Origin of the sequence: Acinetobacter pittii ATCC 19004 = CIP 70.29 (genome assembly GCF_000369045.1) — a bacterium.
In the GTDB taxonomy this organism is placed as follows: Bacteria; Pseudomonadota; Gammaproteobacteria; order Pseudomonadales; family Moraxellaceae; genus Acinetobacter; species Acinetobacter pittii.
The window spans coordinates 147,759-166,178 of record NZ_KB849797.1; the positions used below are offsets into that span (position 1 = coordinate 147,759).

Below are 18,420 nucleotides of genomic sequence, written 5' to 3' on the forward strand. Positions count from 1 at the left end.
TGTATTTATTTTCATGCTTAAAGATTAAGCAGTTTTTTTGACATTTTGATGATAAATGCATGACAGTTTACTGACATGAAAAATAAAAAAAGCACACTGATGACAGCATGCTTTTTCTTAAATTCTAGTAACTCTTAGCGATTTTGCAATTTTGCATAATCCATGAGTACATTAGCAGCTTCAGTCACAAAAGTTTCCTCTTCTGGTAACGCTGGACGTTGCGATGCTTTCATTTTAGCGCGAGATTCAGCTAGAGCATCTAATGAAGCTTGATAGCTTTCCCAGTTTGCAAAAGGCTTTTGACCCGTTGCAGCACGGCGTTCATTCTCTGCATCTAAAGTTTGTTTCTCTAGACCAAGTAATTCAGCACGGCGCTTATCAATATCAAGTACCACTTGTTTTTGATCACTCGTCACCTTAGCAATCGCAGTACGTTTATTTAGATATTTAAACTGAGCGTCATTGCCAACACGTTGTTCAGAGAATTGGGACAACTTTGTCACATAAGGCTGAACAGAACCTTCTCGTTTAAATGGTGCAGTAGGAATTGTGTCCCACTTCAACGCATTCTTCGATTTACGCTCACCAAACTCTTCGTTATAGATATCGACGAGTTTAATGTCTGGCACTACACCTTTATTTTGTGTACTACCACCTGTAATACGATAGAACTTACGCTGAGTTAAAGTCGCTTGACCATATGCCAAAGTATCAAGTTGTACCTGAGCTGTACCCTTACCAGTGGTTGTACTACCAATAATAATACCGCGCTCATAATCTTGAATTGCAGCAGAGTAAATCTCACTTGCCGATGCAGATGCCAAGTTCACCAATACCGCGAGTGGGCCTGTATAGATTTGCTGGCCGCCATCGTTATCTTCAAACACGCTTACGTTGCCATTACCATCACGAATTTGTACCACCGGACCAGACTTAATCACCTGCCCCAACATACGTGCAACTTCTTCTAATGAGCCACCCGGGTCATTACGTAAGTCAATAATAATACCTTCTACTTTCTTCGCTTTTAGCGCTTCAAAAGCATTTGCAGTATCTTCAGAAACTGAACGGTATTGTTGCCCCGCACGACGTGAACGATAGTCAAAATAGAATGATGGAATTTCAATTACACCCAACACATGCTTTTTACCATCACGTGTCACTTCAACTGTGCGTGAACGAACACCAGCATCTTCTTCTTGAATCACATCACGTACTAGGGTCACATTACGTGCCTGACTCATTGATGCACCAGCACCAAGAAGTTTTAATGTGACTTTTGTTCCGCGTTTACCACGAATAAGCCCAACAATTTCAGAACTTGTCCAACCGATTACATCAACCATTTTCTCGCCTTCTTGGGCGACACCAATGATTCGATCTCCTGATTTCACTTGGCCAGACTTACTTGCAGGACCACCTTCTACAATGGTTTCAATCTTGGTGTAATCTTCGTTGCCACGTTCTGGACGAATCGACACACCAATACCTTCGAGTTGCAAGGTAGTTTGGCGATTGAGTTCTATCGCATCAATTGGCGGGTAATAGTTACTATGTGGATCATAGGTCGCCAACATTGCATTTAATGTTTTGTCCAAGACGTCATCGCTTTTCACACGACTAATTCTTTCAAGCTGACGCGTATAACGTTTAGTTAACGTTTGAGCTGGCGTTAAATCTTCTGGGCCAGTTAAGTCTTGACCATCAGCAAGCGAAGGATTTTCTTTAAGCGCTTTTTGTTTCGCCTGCTCTTCTTCACGGCTAATGGTTAAGTTGATTAACTGTGAAACCAACATTTTCCGCCAATGATTTTGTTGCTCAGCAGTCGTTTTAAAATACGGTGCTTTTTCACGATCAACTTCAATATAACTATTAGGCTGCTTTAAATTTTGCTGTTGTTTTAACTCAGCTAACATGAACTCATAAAATTGTTTTAAGCGTTCACGATATTGCTGATGAATTGCAAACGGTCCAGTTAAATTCCCCGCTTTTAATGAAGCACCAAAATTTGAACCATATAGTTTTTTATAATTTTGAACTTCAGAATCTAGAAATAATGAGTGATCTGGATCAAGACTATCTAAATACATATCTAGAATACGATTTGATGTGGTCGCATCCAAACGCATATTTAAATAATGTTGACGATCAACTAAAGTTGCCAGTTGGCGAGCCACCAAAGCCTGTTCTTGCGTTGGCTGGATTGATTGAGAAACCGCAGCAGTATGGGTTGCCGCTCTCGCTTCATTCATCGTATGAGAGAAGAATAAACCGCCAGTCGCGATCGCTACTGCACAAGCTATAGTTTGAAGTTTCATAAATTTTTAATACTTCCTTGGGTGTTCCTATCTTACACGCTCTGTTTTCGATATGAACTAAGCAGATTCAAAATCTTAACCAACTAAATTGTTTATACCGTGTAGTTTTATCATATTCTGTACTGACAAAATGTAGCAAAACATTGCAAAATTCGCTTATTGTTTTTCAATCAAAATTCAAATGGAACCAATATGATTGGCGCATTGATGCTGGACATCGCCGGCACAGAACTTACTCAAGAAGATATTGAACTATTACGCGCTCCGCAAGTCGGTGGCATGATTTTATTTGCACGAAATATTGAATCTCCACAACAAGTGCGTGCTTTAACCGACCATATGCGTCAAATTCGCCCAGATATTTTGATTGCTGTTGACCAAGAAGGTGGCCGAGTTCAGCGCCTAAGATCAGGTTTTACCTTATTACCAGCCATGGGCCGTTTCGGAGAGTTGTATTTAACTCAACCACAAAAAGCACTTCAGCTGGCTGAACAGTGCGGCTGGTTAATGGCAACTGAAGTTCTTGCTGTCGGTATCGATTTCAGTTTTGCACCGGTTTTAGACCTGAATGCTATTAGTGACGTGATTGGCGACCGTGGCTTCTCTAAAAATATTGAAGATATTGCCCCACTTGCAGGCGCATTTATGCAAGGCATGAAAAAAGCTGGAATGGCAAATACGGGCAAACATTTCCCAGGCCACGGTTCTGTGAAAGCCGACTCTCATGTTGCTGCTGCAATCGACAGCCGTAGCTATGACGAAATTTATAACCATGATATGCAAAGCTTCATTAACCTTATGCCTCAGCTTGATGCGCTCATGCCAGCACATGTGATTTATGATCAAGTTGACCCAAATCCAGCAGGTTTTTCACCTTTCTGGATTCAAGAGGTTCTACGCAAACGTTTGAATTTTAATGGCGTACTTTTCTCTGATGACTTAAGCATGCAAGCTGCATGTGTAGCAGGTGGCGCAGATGCTCGTATTCAGGCTGCTCTAGCAGCTGGGTGTGACATGGGGCTGGTGTGTAATGACCGAAGTGCAGCCTGTACAGCGCTCGAAGGTATTACAAACTTAGAACTACCAAACCAAGAGCGTTTAGAACGCATGCGCGGCCAAATTCCACAAATTCAGATCGGTGAAACCTTATCGCTTGGAAATGAGTGGCAAGCTGTCAAAACAGCCATTGAAGAGTTTAAAAATTCGATTTAAGTTAGTAAAAATTTTAATTGGCTACAAAAACCTATTCACTATCTGATACGCGGTTAAGTCATACGCAACCTGCTCATCTGCTGAAGGATATTGATTGCTTCAATATATTTGATAGATGCAGAAAGTGAACAGGTTTTGCGTATGACAATGGTTTTGGTTACTTTTCCCGAAAGAAAAGTAACTCCAACTGAAAGTTCATCCCAAAATACTAACCTAATTCACAGGACTCCGTCATGCAGGTTCATTCAACATCAATGCAGTAAAAATTCTTCATTTTTATAAATAATGAAGATCACACAAAAACAATAAATCGAGTTCAGGACGAATGACACAACAACTTTCAAAACACCGCCACATCTCTTTTACAGCCCACTATACGGGTTATATCTGGTATCAAATGGGGATCTCTCATGAAGCACTTGCAACAACCAAAGGCAAATCACTAGCGTATTTGGTTCATCCGATAGAATCATGGGCAGAGAAATATGTCGGCGGTAGCATGCGCACCACGCTCAAACAACGCCACACCATGCTTGATCATTATTTAGAACAACTCATTCAAGAAAGTCCTGATTTACAAGTTCTAGAAATAGCATGTGGCCTGTCTCCACGCGGTTGGTGGTTTAGACAGTATTACCCTTCTATTACCTATCGGGAGCTTGATTTACCCGATATGGCACAAACCAAACAAAATGCGTTACAGCAAATTGAAAAAAATGCACCTGAAATCTTATCAGTTGATTTATTTACAGAAGCTTTTGAACAAGCATTTGAAGTATTTGCCCCTAACCGTCCACTGGTTGTGATTAGTGAAGGCTTGATTAACTATTTTGATAAAAATTTATTAAAACAATTGATCCAATCGATTGGCCACTATGGGGCTACTTTTAAAAAGTTTCACTATTTAACAGACCTCTACCCTGAACCAGTTAAAAACAAACTCGCTAGTATTATTTGGAATAGTAGTAAGTTACTTAAACTCATGTCTCGCAGTTCATTTAGTTTTCATTTCAAAAGTCCACAAGAAGTTAAAGACTTTTTTAAAGATACAGAGTTTGAGCAGGTTACTATTGAACAGCCACAAATATTCTTTGGGCAAGTTTCTCAAGATAACCATGAAGAGCATTTAGGCGACTTAGTTTGGATTATTCACTCTCAAATAAAATAATAAATATAAAAAATGGAAGCTCGACATAAACGAGCTTCCATCTATAACTATATTATTAAGCTGCTTGTTTTTGACGAGCAATAAAACGGCTTAACCGATCAGCAAGCTCAAAACTACCATGTTTAAATAAAGCACGTATTCCTTGTTCAGTAGCTTCAAAGATTAAACACTCAATTGCAAAACGACCTTCTTCATCTTCTAAATGCAGTGCCAAATCACGTGGATGGTCATTCACAAAATCAAGCTGCGAAACATCATCCATTTTTAAATACATCCCAAAGAAAGTCACGTCAACAATCGTCACTGGCACTTCTGTTTTACATTCACGGTGGCTCAGTTTAGTTTTAGGTTGCAAAACTGGAACTCGCTCTTCACCACGGCGCTCCATGTTTTGCATTTGTTCACGGGTCATTGGAATAATACCATCCAGATTGTGGATAGATTCACCCTTCAAGAATGAAGTGAACAAACTCATGGTTTCTTTACGACGTTGGAGCTGTGGCACATGATCAGCGTTTGCAATAAGTGCAAATTCCATATCTGGACATTGCAAAGCAAAATTGGCATTTTCATGAGGCAGAGTAAAACTGTCGTACTGCCCTGCTGCAACCAACGTTTTGCACTCTGGAATAGGTACATCTGTTAAACGCAAAAGACGATTACAGTTAATTTCATAACGTTCCCGCTCAGTCCCCGTAAACTCGGCCATTTGTCTAAAAAATAACTTTTTAGCGGTTGGTGACATACGAGTTTTATCTAATTTTGCATGATTAACTAAATACAAAATAACAGCTTGCCCAAACTCTTCCATACGGTTTTCTTGCATGAGTTTGAGGGATTCTTCCAAAATCATTCGCCAACTTTTACGAGTCTTTTGCATAACTCCCATCAAAATCATACGATCCATCAAGTCAGGGCGCTGATGAGCAAAACAAGAAGCAATTACTGAACCTAAAGACATTCCCATTACAGAAACTTTTTGTATTCCAACGATATCTAACCAACGTCCTAACATTTCAGATAAATCAGGAAGTTCTAAAGTACCCGCAGATACTCCTGTGTCGCGATTAGTAATTTGCTGATTTGCACCCATCGAAGGTAAGTCAATTAAAATAACCGGACCACTTTCAAACAATTGTTCAACACAATATTTATAAGAATTAAAATTCTGGAAAGCACCACCAACAATCACAATCGGTGTTTTGTGAATCGTTTTAGGATCGGCAATTGCCATATATTCAATTTTCCAACCGTCAATCCATGTTGTACGAGCAGGTTGTTTAAAACTATCTCTATGGTAGATATCGAAAAAGCCAAAACCGGCATAAGCTTGGTTGATCTCCGAATCCATTTGAATAATGGAATTCATATCCTTGCTTCCTCCTTGCTGTAATTTTTTTATGCTGCAAGAGTTCCTTCTTGAACACGTAATCTTTTATGCACAAAACTTTAAAATTTGTATTAGTTTGTATTGCACAATAACATTCTAAACAATTGTCTGAAATATACGCAATCGCTGAAATGACCGCTCATCTTGTTTAAGTCGCTAATAGTTTGCAAAATATTTAAATGTTTTTTTATGGCGGTCACATTTTTCAAAAAAAGCCATTCATTGTTCCGCATTTGACTGCTACTATCTTACTCATTGGTAAATGATTAAAAAATGCTATGCAAGATTCAATTGAACAATATATGCAAAAAGTTGGGCAACAAGCACGCGAGGCCTCACGCGTCTTAACAAGTGCTTCTACCTCACTAAAAAATCATGCACTCTCTGCTATTTATACTGCTTTGGAAAATAATCAAGCAGCAATCTTGGCGGCGAATCAAATCGACATGGATAAAGGTCGTAGCAATCAGCTCGACAGTGCCTTACTTGATCGTCTTGAGCTTACGCCCGCACGATTTAAAGGGATGTTGCAAGGTTTAAAAGATGTGATCGCACTTGTCGATCCAATTGGGGAAATTACTGATCTTGCATATCGCCCCACAGGCATTCAAATTGGAAAAATGCGTGTACCTTTAGGCGTAGTGGGTATGATTTACGAATCACGTCCAAACGTAACACTTGAAGCTGCATCTTTAGCGATTAAATCAGGCAATGCCATTATTTTACGTGGTGGTTCAGAAGCACTCGAGTCAAATAAAGCAATCGCAGAAGCAATTAAGCATGGTTTAAAAGTTGCCGGTTTACCTGAGCATTCAGTACAAGTCATTGAAACTTCTGACCGTGCAGCTGTTGGTCACCTCATTACAATGGCTGAATATGTTGATGTCATTGTTCCACGTGGTGGTAAAAGCTTAATTGAGCGCGTAACCAATGAAGCTCGTATTCCTGTCATTAAACATCTTGATGGTAACTGCCATGTATTTGTTGAAGCACAGGCAGACTTGCAAAAAGCATTACCAATTACTTTAAATGCCAAAACACATCGTTATGGCGTTTGTAATGCGATGGAAACTTTGCTCGTTGATGAAAAAATTGCCGATGTTTTCTTACCGCACATTGCTGAACTTTATGCTGAAAAACAAGTTGAGTTACGTGGCTGCCCAGAAACACGCCGTATTTTGGGTGCCTCTGTAAAACCTGCAACAGAAGAAGATTGGTACACCGAATATTTAGGGCCAATTCTTGCTGTTAAAGTGGTTAGCGGTATTGATGAAGCAATTGACCATATTAACAAATATGGTTCACATCACACCGATGCAATTGTGACTGAAAACTATACTTTGGCTCGTCAGTTCTTGGCTCGCGTAGATTCAAGCTCAGTTGTAATCAATGCATCAACTCGTTTTGCTGATGGTTTTGAATATGGCTTAGGCGCAGAAATTGGTATTTCTACAGATAAAATTCATGCCCGCGGTCCAGTTGGTTTAGAAGGCTTAACTTCTCAGAAATGGATTGTGTTAGGTGACGGTCAAATTCGCCAATAACAGATTTAACACTTCAAAAAAACGCCTGATCAATATCAGGCGTTTTTTTATTATTCAAGTTATTAATTAGAAAATAAAGTCGGTATTCACGAATTTAGAATAGTGTTCAGACACCATAGAGGCCAACATGCCTTTGCTGTCATCTGTTTGTTTAGCAGCAATCATAGAACGGATAGAGAACGCTCGCAGAGCATCATGCACAGACAGTGTACCTTCCGCAGAATCTTTACGACCACCGAATGGGAACACATCAGGGCCACGCTGACATTGACAATTGATATTTACACGGCAAACCTGATGAACCAGCGGATCAACTAAATGACCAATTTGCTCAGGGTCGCTACCAAAAATACTCACCTGTTGCCCATGATCAGAAGTAGTGACATATTCCAGTACAGTTTCAATGTCATCATAAACAGAGACTGGTATCACTGGACCGAACTGTTCTTCACGATACAGCCTCATAGCTTCAGTCACTGGATAAACTACGGCTGGATAGAACATGGTTTTGCAGAATTCACCACCTTCCGGATTAACCACTTTTGCACCTTTAGCCACGGCATCTTCAATGACATCAGTCATGTAGGCTGTACGATGCATACCTGGTAGCGGCGTAATAAATACACCTTTTTCCCACGGCATACCCACTTTAAGTTTGGCCAGTTCAGCCATTAGGCGGTTAACAAATTCATCGGCTATCGAGCGATGTACCATCAGCATTTTGAGCGCGGTACAACGCTGACCATTAAACGACAATGCACCCAGCAGACACTCTTTCACTGTTAGATCCAAATCAGCATCTGGCAGAATAATGGCTGCATTCTTCGCATCCAATCCCAAAATCGCACGCAGACGGTGAGATTTAGGATGTTGCTTCTTCAAGTGATCAGCCACTTTACTAGAACCAATGAGTGCAAGTACATTAATTTGCCCAGATGCCAGCAAATGCGGCACTACTAGAGAACCTGGTGCATAAATCGTATTGATCACACCTTTTGGAAATGAATCACGGAACGCTTCTAGTAACGGTTCAAACAATAAGGTCCCAAATTGAGGTGGTTTAAAAATAATGGTATTACCCATTAGCATGGCTGGGATCAGAGTCGCAAAGGTTTCATTCAGTGGGTAGTTGTACGGTCCCATACACAACACGACACCTAATGGAGTACGACGAATTTGACCAATCGTACCTTCAGCCATGACAAAGCGGGAGTTGGCATTATCCAGATCTTTCAGGGCATCAATCGTTTGACGCATGTAGGTAATCGTACGATCAAATTCTTTCTCTGAGTCTGCCAAGCTTTTGCCAATTTCCCACATGATCAGCTTAATAATTAGATCTCGCTGTTCCACCATGCGCTGAATAAAATTTTGCATACAGGCAATGCGCTCACCAACCTTCATGATTGGCCATTCGCCACGACCATTGTTGTAAGCCCTTACCGCTGCTTCTAGTGCTTCATCGCTTTCTTTTTCACCCATGATTGGATAACTACCAAGTTCAACTTGCTGTAGGCTACCGTCAGGCTGCTGAATCCAAATTGGAGATAATGTTTTCTTAGTTGCACCAGCCCATAGCTTCAACTCACCATCCACGAGTGAAACACGCTGATGAATTTGGGAGGGCAGACGCACACTTTCAGGAATACTGTCCACTACTGGGAATTTAAGCTGTAGATTATTTAACTGATTCATTCTTCTTAATACCTTATTATTCGTATGTCTTTTATATATTCCCGAACTTGCCACTGTAATCAGGTCTTATTCGGGTCAATATCACTATTATTATCCGTACTCACCTTGCTTGAACCGTAAACTACAAGGTGAATATCTTAAAGCGTTGATAATCTTTCTAGATGAATTTACCCCCGACACACACTATCAGTCACCCCTAGCTTCTGGATGACTTGTTCAATGATCTGTTCTGGCGTGAGAGCAATATCAATAGCAATTGCTTCATTCACATCAGGTTCTTCTAATGTATCTAGCTGAGTTTGTAGCAATGATGGATCAAAGAAATGACCAGATCTTGCTGCGAGTCTTTGCTCTAATAATTCATAAGAGCCCTTTAAGTACACAAACTTAACATTCTGATCCTGCCCTCTTAAAATATCGCGATACATGCGTTTTAAAGATGAACATGTAAATACAGCCGTTTCACCGTCTCTTTGTTTGGTTTCAATGACCTGACGAATTGCCTGTAACCATGGCAAGCGGTCTTCATCAGTTAAAGGGATACCTTGACTCATCTTACTTTTATTTGCAGCTGAATGAAGCGTATCGCCATCAAGGAACTCACAAGCCAAACGCTCTGATAACAACTCACCAATTAGGGTTTTACCTGTTCCACAGACACCCATTGCAATCACAATCATGGATTACTCACCTTTAATTATAAAATTGTGCTAAGCAGTAGCGTGAAAGATAAACCCAACACTGAAATGATCGTTTCCAATACCGACCAAGTCTTGAGGGTCTGCCCTACTGTCATACCGAAATATTCTTTGATTAACCAGAATCCTGCGTCATTTACATGTGAGAAAACTAATGAACCTGAACCCGTCGCAAGCACTAAAAGTTCTGGTCTAACTGCGACACCAGCCGTAGCTGCAATTGGAGCAACAATGCTACACGCTGTAGCCATAGCCACCGTTGCAGAACCTGTTGCCAAACGAATTAATGCTGCAACAAACCAACCCAACAACAACGGCGACAGGTTTGCTTTCAACGCTGTAGAGACAATCTCATTAGAAATACCAGTGTCACGCAAAATGCCGCCAAAACCACCACCAGCACCTACAATCAACATAATCCCTGCAATAGAAGCTAAACATCCACCGCAGAATTTTTCAATTTGTTCACGATTAAAGCCCTGCATCGTACCAAAGGTAATAAAGCTGACCAGTACGGCAATGAGTAATGCGATATCAGAAGTACCAATAAAACGTAGTAAATCATTTGCGAAAGTCTGTGGTGCAAAGAACAGATCAGCCCAGCTTCCAACCAACATTAATACTACAGGCAGCATAATTGTGAATAAGGTAATCCCAAAGCTTGGTAGCTCACGAGTTCTATTCGTATCTGCTTCAATAAACTGCTTCGCTAACGGATTATTTTCGGGCAATTTAACGTATTTATTAATCCAAAGTGCATACAATGGTCCAGCAACAATAGCTGTTGGCACACCAACGATCAGACTATAAGCAATCGTTTTACCAATATCAGCATGATAAGCCTGTACTGCCAACAATGCTGCTGGATGTGGTGGAATTAAGCCATGCACAACCGATAAACCGGCAACCATTGGCAGGCCAACAACTAATAAAGATTTGCCTGTCCGTTTAGCAATGTTGAATGCAATTGGAATGAGTAGAACGAAACCTACTTCGAAAAATACGGGAAGGCCAACAATAAGGGCAATAAACATCATAGCCCAGTGAATATTTTTCTCACCAAACCACTTAATTAAAGTAATTGCTATTCGCTCTGCACCACCAGACTCGGCCATCATTTTACCGAGCATCGTTCCTAGTGCGATTACAATCGCAAGGTGACCTAAGGTTTTACCTGTACCGGCTTCATAAGACTTAACAATATCACCCATTGGCATGCCAACAGCCAAGGCTAAACCGAGTGAAACAATAATAAGAACTAAAAATGGATAAATTCTAAACTTCGCGATCATGACCACTAAAGCAATAATCGCGATTACAGTGTAGATCAGTAACATGCCACCCTGAACCGTCTCCATGGGACACTTCTCCTTGGAATAATTATTTAGGCACACTGCCTAAACAAGGGTCTTCAACCACAGTAATTCCTACTGTTAAGACATTAAATTTTTATATTTAGGTGTGACCAGCACAAACTGGTCACATCAATACAGCCTTTAAAGCACATAGAATGCACTTCATTTTTTATAAATATTGTCTACATTTACAAAGCTCTCAACTGACTCGCAATTTGTGCCAAGCGAGTAATTTCAGCCCAGTCTTGTGCAGCTACAGTAGCTTTAGGTGTTAACCATGAACCACCTACACAAACCACGTTAGGTTGTTTTAAGAAATCTGGCGCTGACTCTGCCGTAATTCCACCAGTCGGACAAAAGCGCAAGTTTGGAAATGGACCATAAAATGCTTTTAGCATCTCAACGCCACCTGCCTGTTGAGCTGGGAAGAACTTCACAATGTCATAACCCAATTCAATCGCTTGAATCAGGTCACTTGGTGTCATCACACCTGGCAATAGAGGTAAGCCAGCATCTTGCGCAGCCAAATGCAAATCTTTAGTTAAACCAGGAGATACCCCAAATTGAGCGCCTGCTTTTTTGGCTTGAGCACAGTGTTCTGGCTTGGTAATCGTACCTACACCTACCACAATGTCATCAGCTAATTGGCTAGCACGCTCAATAGCAGCAAGACCCGCAGCGGTACGCAATGTAATCTCAAGGACTTTTACGCCACCTGCATGTAAAGCACGTGATACATCTTCACCTTGCTCAGCAGAATCAAATGCCAATACAGGGATGACTGGGCCTAATTCGACGATATCTTCAATTTTAATCATTATTTTTCAGTTCCTTTGACTCAAATCTGCTCTGGTGAATTTTCACCAACCAATGCACCAAATACAGATGCTCCATGTTCAGCTGGCGCAGCAGCAGCACGGAAAACACCAAATAATTCACGGCCAAAACCAACTTCGTTTTCTGCCTGATGTTCTGGCTGTGCAACAGGGCGCGACTGCCATACATCGTCATCTATTTCGACATCAAGTACGCCAGCTTCGGCATCAATGATTAACATATCGCCTGTTTGAACTTTAGCAATCGGCCCATTTAATAAGGCTTCTGGAGATAAATGAATCACCGCAGGAACTTTGCCTGAAGCACCAGACATACGCCCATCAGTCACTAAAGCAACGTGGAAACCTTGATCTTGTAAAACACCCAACACAGGCGTTAAACGATGCAATTCAGGCATACCGTTAGCACGCGCACCTTGGAAACGAACAACTGCAATAAAGTCTCGGTGTAATTCACCACGATCAAATGCAGCTTGCACTGCTTCTTGAGAATCAAACACAATTGCCGGAGCTTTAACTTTACGATGTTGTGGCGCAACAGCAGAAATCTTGATTACGCCACGGCCAAGGCGACCTTGCATTAAGCGTAAGCCACCATCTGGTTGAAATGGTGCATCAATGCTACGTAGAACTTTGTCATCAAGGCTTTGAACCACACCGTCAACCCAAGTGAGCTTGCCATCAATCAGTTTTGGTTCTTTGGTGTAATGCTGTAAACCTTTACCAGCCACAGTCGTTACATCGTTATGTAACAGACCAGCTTCAAGTAAGTTACGAATGAGGAAAGCGACTCCACCCGCAGCTTGGAAATGGTTTACATCAGCCTTACCATTTGGATAGATTTTTGCGAGTAATGGAACAACAGCCGATAACTCATCAAAGTCATCCCAGTCAATCAAGATACCAGCAGCGCGAGCAATCGCAATCAAATGCAAAGTATGGTTGGTTGACCCACCTGTAGCGAGCAATGCCACAATACCGTTTATAATTGCTTTTTCATCGACAACATGACCAATCGGCGTGTAGTTTCCACGCTCAACTGTTAAATCAAGTACACGAATCGCCGCTTCTGCGGTGAGTGCATCACGTAATGGTGTATGAGGATGAACAAATGCGGCACTTGGCAAATGTAAGCCCATTACTTCCATCAGCATTTGATTACTGTTGGCTGTACCATAAAAAGTACAGGTCCCTTGACCGTGATAAGCAGCTGACTCAGCTTCTAGCAAAGCATCTCGACCAACCTGACCCGTTGCAAATTGCTGACGAATTTTGGCTTTCTCATCGTTAGATAAACCACTGGTCATTGGGCCAGCTGGCACAAAAATAGTAGGTAAATAGCCAAACTGCAAAGCACCAATGAGCAAGCCTGGCACGATCTTGTCACAAACACCAAGACATAAAGCTGCGTCAAACATGTTATGAGACAATGCAATCGCTGTACTCATCGCAATGGTTTCACGAGAGAACAATGACAGTTCCATGCCAGCATTACCTTGGGTAATACCATCACACATCGCAGGAACACCACCTGCAAACTGTGCCACGCCGCCATTCTCACGAGCGGCTGTTTTAATTAAATCTGGAAATGTTTTATACGGTGCGTGAGCCGACAGCATTTCGTTGTATGAAGATACGATGCCAATATTTGGTTCACGGCCTACTTTAATAATTAATTTTTCATTATCGTCCATACTGGCAAAACCATGAGCCAGATTGGCACATGAAAGTGCTCCACGAGCAGGAAATTTGCCTTGTGCATGTTCAATACGTTGTAAATATGCAGAACGAGTTTTTTGACTACGTGCGATTACACGCTCGGTCACTTTTGCCAATACTGGATTCGGCAAGTCCATGCTGGACGCTCCTGTACAACCGGATAAGCCGGAACATAAAAATAGACCAAATGATATATTTCATCATCATTTGATAAGGGGAAGGAACAATATTATTAAGGCAAAAAGCGACATGCAAGCCCTAGTCAATTTTACGGTAATACCCGAGCATGGTTATTAAATACAAATTATGTTTAAGTTTTAAACAAGAAGCTGGTTTTATTTTTGACTATATTTACTGGTATATTAGCCCCTAATAACTATGAGAAAATTCTCATAATATCAAAGCAATAAAATATTCTTATAAATGTATTAATACCGGATTTTTTATACTAATTTTTATATTAAAAATGTTTATGATTTATATATTTTAACCTATATATAAACGATTAAAATTTAATTTCATTTACGTATATTATTTGTAATACTCCCCTTTAGTTTGATTAAAATAACAGCATGTCTTTTTTCTTAAAAAATTTATACCAAATATTTGAAAAATACATTAAATAGAAATTTACCTTTCATAAATATATACAAAAAACTCGTTTCAACACGCATAAAAAAACAAGGAATACAGTGGTTAAGCTTTATACTGGACAAATATTAGTTACAAATAATTTGATGGTCGATAGTGCTTAAGTCTAATGGGCTAAAGTCTATCTTGGACAGAAAAACAACACATGTTAAAACATGACAACCCGTTCAATCTGTATCGAAAAATAATACATGTTGAACAGGAAGTTAGGAAAACTATTTTAAATCAGGACTTGGGTATTTCAACGTGGCTACATCAGTATTAGTTATCAATTGCGGCTCTTCATCTATTAAATACGCACTGGTTTCAGAGCGTCGTGAAGATCGTATTTACGGTTTAGCAGAAAACTTGGGGGCAGCTGATGCTCGTATTAAGGGAATTACAGTAGGTGGTGAACCACTTGAACTTTCAATCCCTTATGCTGACCATGCCAAAGCTTTAGAAACTTTACTTGCACGTCTTGCCAACTACAAACCGCAAGCAATCGGACATCGTGTTGTACACGGGGGTAGTTTAACCAAAGCAGAATTACTCACTCCTGAAATTATTGAACGTATTCGTGCTGCGACACCTTTAGCCCCACTTCATAACCCAGCACATTTAATTGGTATTGACGCAACCGTACGTCTATTTCCTGAATTACCTCAAGTTGCCGTATTCGACACTGCATTCCATCAAACCATGCCACCGCATGCATACCGTTATGCAATTCCTAAGTTTTTATATACTGACCACAACGTCCGCCGTTATGGCTTCCATGGTACAAGCCATGCGTATGTGTCTGACAAAGCGAGTGAGCTGGCAGGTAACCTGAAAAAAGGTGGATGGTTAACAGCGCATCTAGGAAACGGCAGTTCAACTTGCGCAGTGTGGAATGGACAAAGTGTTGACACGTCTATGGGCCTTACTCCACTTGAAGGCGTAGTGATGGGAACGCGTAGTGGTGACGTTGATCCAAGCTTACATAGCTTCCTTGCGAAAAACCTCGGTTGGGATTTAGCAAAAATTGATAAAGTTTTAAATAATGAAAGTGGCTTACTAGGTTTATCTCAACTGTCTAACGACATGCGTACAGTGATTGAAGCTGCTGAAAATGGTAATGAAGATGCTTGCCTTGCAATTGAAGTGTTTAGTTATCGTCTTGCAAAATCACTTGCTGCATTAAGCTGTGGTTTACCAACTTTAGACGGCTTAATCTTCACTGGCGGTATTGGCGAGAACTCAGCCTATATTCGTGAAAAAACCTTAGCTTATTTACCTCATTTTGGTTTGCAGCTTGATAAAGATCAAAACAACAACCTAAAACGTGGCACTGAAGGCCGAATCGACAACGGAACAGGACCTCAAATTTGGGTCATTCCTACAGATGAAGAAGGCCGTATTGCCAAAGAAACTCGTCAAGTTGTTGAAGCGGCAGAAAATACAGCATCTGTAGCAAGCCTTGCTTAATTAGAGCTTAGCGAAAACTCGATATTCGTTTATTTATAGGTTTATATGAATACAATTTTATTGATTCCTACAGGTGAAGGGGTTGGCTTAACCTCTGCCTGCTTAGGTATGATTTACGCACTTGATTGCAACGGCATTAAAGCAGGCTTTTTAAAACCATTTTCTCAAGAAGACCAAGAGCATCTTGACCGAACCACTTCATTATTTGGTCATTTATTTCAAAGTAAAACTGTTCAATCTATTTCACATGAAAAATTAACTCAGCTTATTGCCGCTGGGGAAGTAGATGAATTACTTGAAGAAGCGGTTAGCCTTCATCGTAGTGTTGCAGCAGACCATGATGTCATTATTGTGGAAGGCTTATTACCAAACGGACAAGATCATTTTGCCAGTGAGCTCAATGCAAGTCTTGCACAAGCACTTGATGCAGAAGTCGTGTTGGTCAGTACAGCAGATATTCAAAACCCGAAAAAAGCAGCAGAAAAAGTAGATGCTCATTTACGCCAGTTTGGTGGAGCAGCATCAAATCGTACTGCTGGCGTACTGTTTATGCGTACCCGTGGATTAACTGAAGAAACAGCACAAATTCCTGTTGCGTTTGATCCATCGTTACGACCGACTGAAGAAATTGCGAAATTTACGACCGAACTGCAAAAATATAATCGTTATTTTGGTTCTAGCGATTTACCGATTATTGGTTTGGTTCCATTTAGTAACACGCTAAGCGTACCTAGAACACTTGATATTGCAAATGTCATTGATGGGCAATGGGTTCATCAAGGTGAAGCTAAAACACGTCGTATTTTGCATTCGAGTTTAATTGCTTCAAGCATTGAATATGAACTGAATAAATTTATTGCAGGCGAATTAATTATTAGCGCATCTGAGCGTACCGACGTTTTACTTGCAAGTAGTTTGGCAACCAGCAATGGTATTCCTCTTGCAGGTTTGGTACTTACCGAAAGAGAAGCGCCAGCACCAGAGCTTTTAGAATTTTGCCAAAGTGCAATTAAACAAGGGTTACCGATTTTACATACCCGTTTAAATACACTTGAAACCGCACAGCGCCTATCTAATTTTGGTAATGAAATTCCAACTGACGATACTGAACGTGCTGAGCAAGTGACTCGATTTGTTTCAAGTCACATTGATGTCGAATGGCTTAAGCAGCACAGCAACAATGCCGCTACCCCTCGCCTGTCGCCATCTGCTTTCCGTCATGAACTGGTGCAAAAATCAATTGCAGCAAAAAAACGAATTGTGTTACCAGAAGGTGATGAACCGCGCACCATTCAAGCTGCGGCAATTTGTCAGGCACGTGGTATTGCTGATTGTATTTTGTTAGCTAAACCAGATGCTGTGCACGATGTTGCCAAAGCACGTGGTATTGAATTACCTGCCGAATTGGCAATTGTCGACCCCGATAGTATTCGTAACCAATACGTTGCACCAATGGTTGAGCTACGTAAAGGTAAACTCAACGAGCTTCAAGCGAAAGAACAACTTCAAGATACCGTAGTGCTTGGCACCATGATGTTAGCCTTAGATCAAGTCGACGGTTTAGTTTCAGGTGCGGTACACACCACAGCAAATACGGTCCGCCCAGCATTCCAGCTCATCAAGACAGCACCTGAATATTCACTGGTTTCATCAATATTCTTTATGCTTTTGCCAGATGAAGTTTATGTATATGGCGACTGTGCGATTAATCCAGATCCAACCGCAGAACAACTTGCTGAAATTGCAATTCAGTCGGCTGACTCAGCGAAAGCTTTTGGAATTGATCCGCGTATTGCCATGATCAGCTACTCAACTGGTACTTCTGGAACAGGTGCTGATGTTGAAAAAGTACAGCAAGCAACTCAAATTGCTCAGCAACGTCGCCCGGATTTACTGATTGATGGTCCACTTCAATACGATGCAGCTTCCGTTGAAAGTGTGGGACGTCAAAAGGCACCTGACTCACGTGTTGCTGGCCGTGCCAATGTATTTATTTTCCCAGATTTAAATACGGGTAATACCACTTACAAAGCAGTACAGCGTGCTGCAAATGTTGTGAGCGTTGGACCAATGCTGCAAGGCCTCAACAAACCAGTCAATGACTTGTCTCGTGGAGCATTGGTAGATGACATCGTCTTTACCATTGCGTTAACGGCAATTCAGGCAGAGCAGCAAGCCGCTGCCAAATAATTAATAAATTCGCCTTTACTACCTCTCGCCATTTGATATCCGCTCAAATGGCTTTTTTTATTTTAGTCATTAAAAATAAATAATTTTCCGATTTCTCTCTTTTAAATCTCATCAATATGTTCTTATGCGACTTTCGGTCAAAAGATCAACCAATTTCCCACAACACCCTCTTTTTGTCATATAATTTAGCCCGCT

At 40.9% G+C, this 18,420-nt stretch carries 13 protein-coding genes; 6 read left to right on the plus strand and 7 right to left on the minus strand.

All coding sequences use genetic code 11. From position 1 onward, the window contains the following. Nucleotides 1-134: 134 nt before the first annotated feature. A complete protein-coding gene (prc, locus tag F928_RS19360) occupies nt 135-2,318 on the minus strand; it encodes a carboxy terminal-processing peptidase (protein ID WP_005079135.1) in 2,184 nt (727 codons plus the stop codon). A 192-nt stretch (nt 2,319-2,510) separates the two neighbouring features. Here prc and nagZ point away from each other — a divergent pair, with 192 nt between their 5' ends. Both nagZ and F928_RS19370 read left to right on the plus strand, forming a co-directional pair. Continuing rightward, complete coding sequence (nagZ, locus tag F928_RS19365) at nt 2,511-3,530, plus strand: beta-N-acetylhexosaminidase (RefSeq protein WP_005079140.1); 1,020 nt, start codon at nt 2,511-2,513, stop codon at nt 3,528-3,530. Nucleotides 3,531-3,855: 325 nt separating this feature from the next. Further along, nucleotides 3,856-4,698 carry a class I SAM-dependent methyltransferase gene (locus tag F928_RS19370; protein ID WP_005079142.1) on the plus strand — a complete coding sequence of 281 codons (843 nt, stop codon included), beginning with the start codon at nt 3,856-3,858 and terminating at the stop codon, nt 4,696-4,698. Nucleotides 4,699-4,753: 55 nt separating this feature from the next. On the opposite strand, the gene F928_RS19375 is transcribed toward F928_RS19370, so the two are convergent. Further along, nucleotides 4,754-6,067, minus strand: coding sequence for an alpha/beta fold hydrolase (locus tag F928_RS19375; protein ID WP_005079144.1), 1,314 nt, complete (start codon nt 6,065-6,067; stop codon nt 4,754-4,756). A 299-nt stretch (nt 6,068-6,366) separates the two neighbouring features. Here F928_RS19375 and proA point away from each other — a divergent pair, with 299 nt between their 5' ends. Further along, entirely contained in the window at nt 6,367-7,632 is a 1,266-nt protein-coding gene (gene proA, locus F928_RS19380) for a glutamate-5-semialdehyde dehydrogenase (protein ID WP_005066156.1), read from the plus strand. 66 nt (nt 7,633-7,698) lie between these two features. Here proA and gapN read toward each other — a convergent pair whose 3' ends face one another. The 5 genes from gapN to edd form a co-directional block, all read right to left on the minus strand. Continuing rightward, nucleotides 7,699-9,327, minus strand: coding sequence for an NADP-dependent glyceraldehyde-3-phosphate dehydrogenase (gene gapN, locus F928_RS19385; protein ID WP_005079146.1), 1,629 nt, complete (start codon nt 9,325-9,327; stop codon nt 7,699-7,701). A 167-nt stretch (nt 9,328-9,494) separates the two neighbouring features. Continuing rightward, nucleotides 9,495-10,007, minus strand: a complete 513-nt coding sequence (gene idnK / locus F928_RS19390; RefSeq protein ID WP_002115138.1) for a gluconokinase — start codon at nt 10,005-10,007, stop codon at nt 9,495-9,497. Between the two features lie 17 nt (nt 10,008-10,024). Further along, nucleotides 10,025-11,383, minus strand: a complete 1,359-nt coding sequence (gntT, locus tag F928_RS19395) for a GntT/GntP/DsdX family permease (protein ID WP_002115035.1) — start codon at nt 11,381-11,383, stop codon at nt 10,025-10,027. Between the two features lie 185 nt (nt 11,384-11,568). Further along, the gene (gene eda, locus F928_RS19400; protein ID WP_002114688.1) at nt 11,569-12,198 is read right to left on the minus strand and encodes a bifunctional 4-hydroxy-2-oxoglutarate aldolase/2-dehydro-3-deoxy-phosphogluconate aldolase; all 630 of its coding nucleotides are present in this window, start codon (nt 12,196-12,198) and stop codon (nt 11,569-11,571) included. Nucleotides 12,199-12,218: 20 nt separating this feature from the next. After that, entirely contained in the window at nt 12,219-14,072 is a 1,854-nt protein-coding gene (gene edd / locus F928_RS19405; protein WP_002115022.1) for a phosphogluconate dehydratase, read from the minus strand. Nucleotides 14,073-14,731: 659 nt separating this feature from the next. On the opposite strand from edd, the gene F928_RS22250 reads away from it, so the two are divergent. The 3 genes from F928_RS22250 to pta are packed head-to-tail and all read left to right on the plus strand — an operon-like array spanning nt 14,732 to nt 18,225. Continuing rightward, the gene (locus tag F928_RS22250; protein WP_005804223.1) at nt 14,732-14,851 is read left to right on the plus strand and encodes a hypothetical protein; all 120 of its coding nucleotides are present in this window, start codon (nt 14,732-14,734) and stop codon (nt 14,849-14,851) included. Beyond that, nucleotides 14,833-16,035 carry an acetate/propionate family kinase gene (gene ackA / locus F928_RS19410; RefSeq protein ID WP_005079149.1) on the plus strand — a complete coding sequence of 401 codons (1,203 nt, stop codon included), beginning with the start codon at nt 14,833-14,835 and terminating at the stop codon, nt 16,033-16,035. Before F928_RS22250 ends, ackA begins: the two co-directional genes overlap by 19 nt. A 45-nt stretch (nt 16,036-16,080) precedes the next feature. Beyond that, the gene (gene pta, locus F928_RS19415) at nt 16,081-18,225 is read left to right on the plus strand and encodes a phosphate acetyltransferase (protein WP_002114833.1); all 2,145 of its coding nucleotides are present in this window, start codon (nt 16,081-16,083) and stop codon (nt 18,223-18,225) included. Nucleotides 18,226-18,420: the final 195 nt, after the last annotated feature.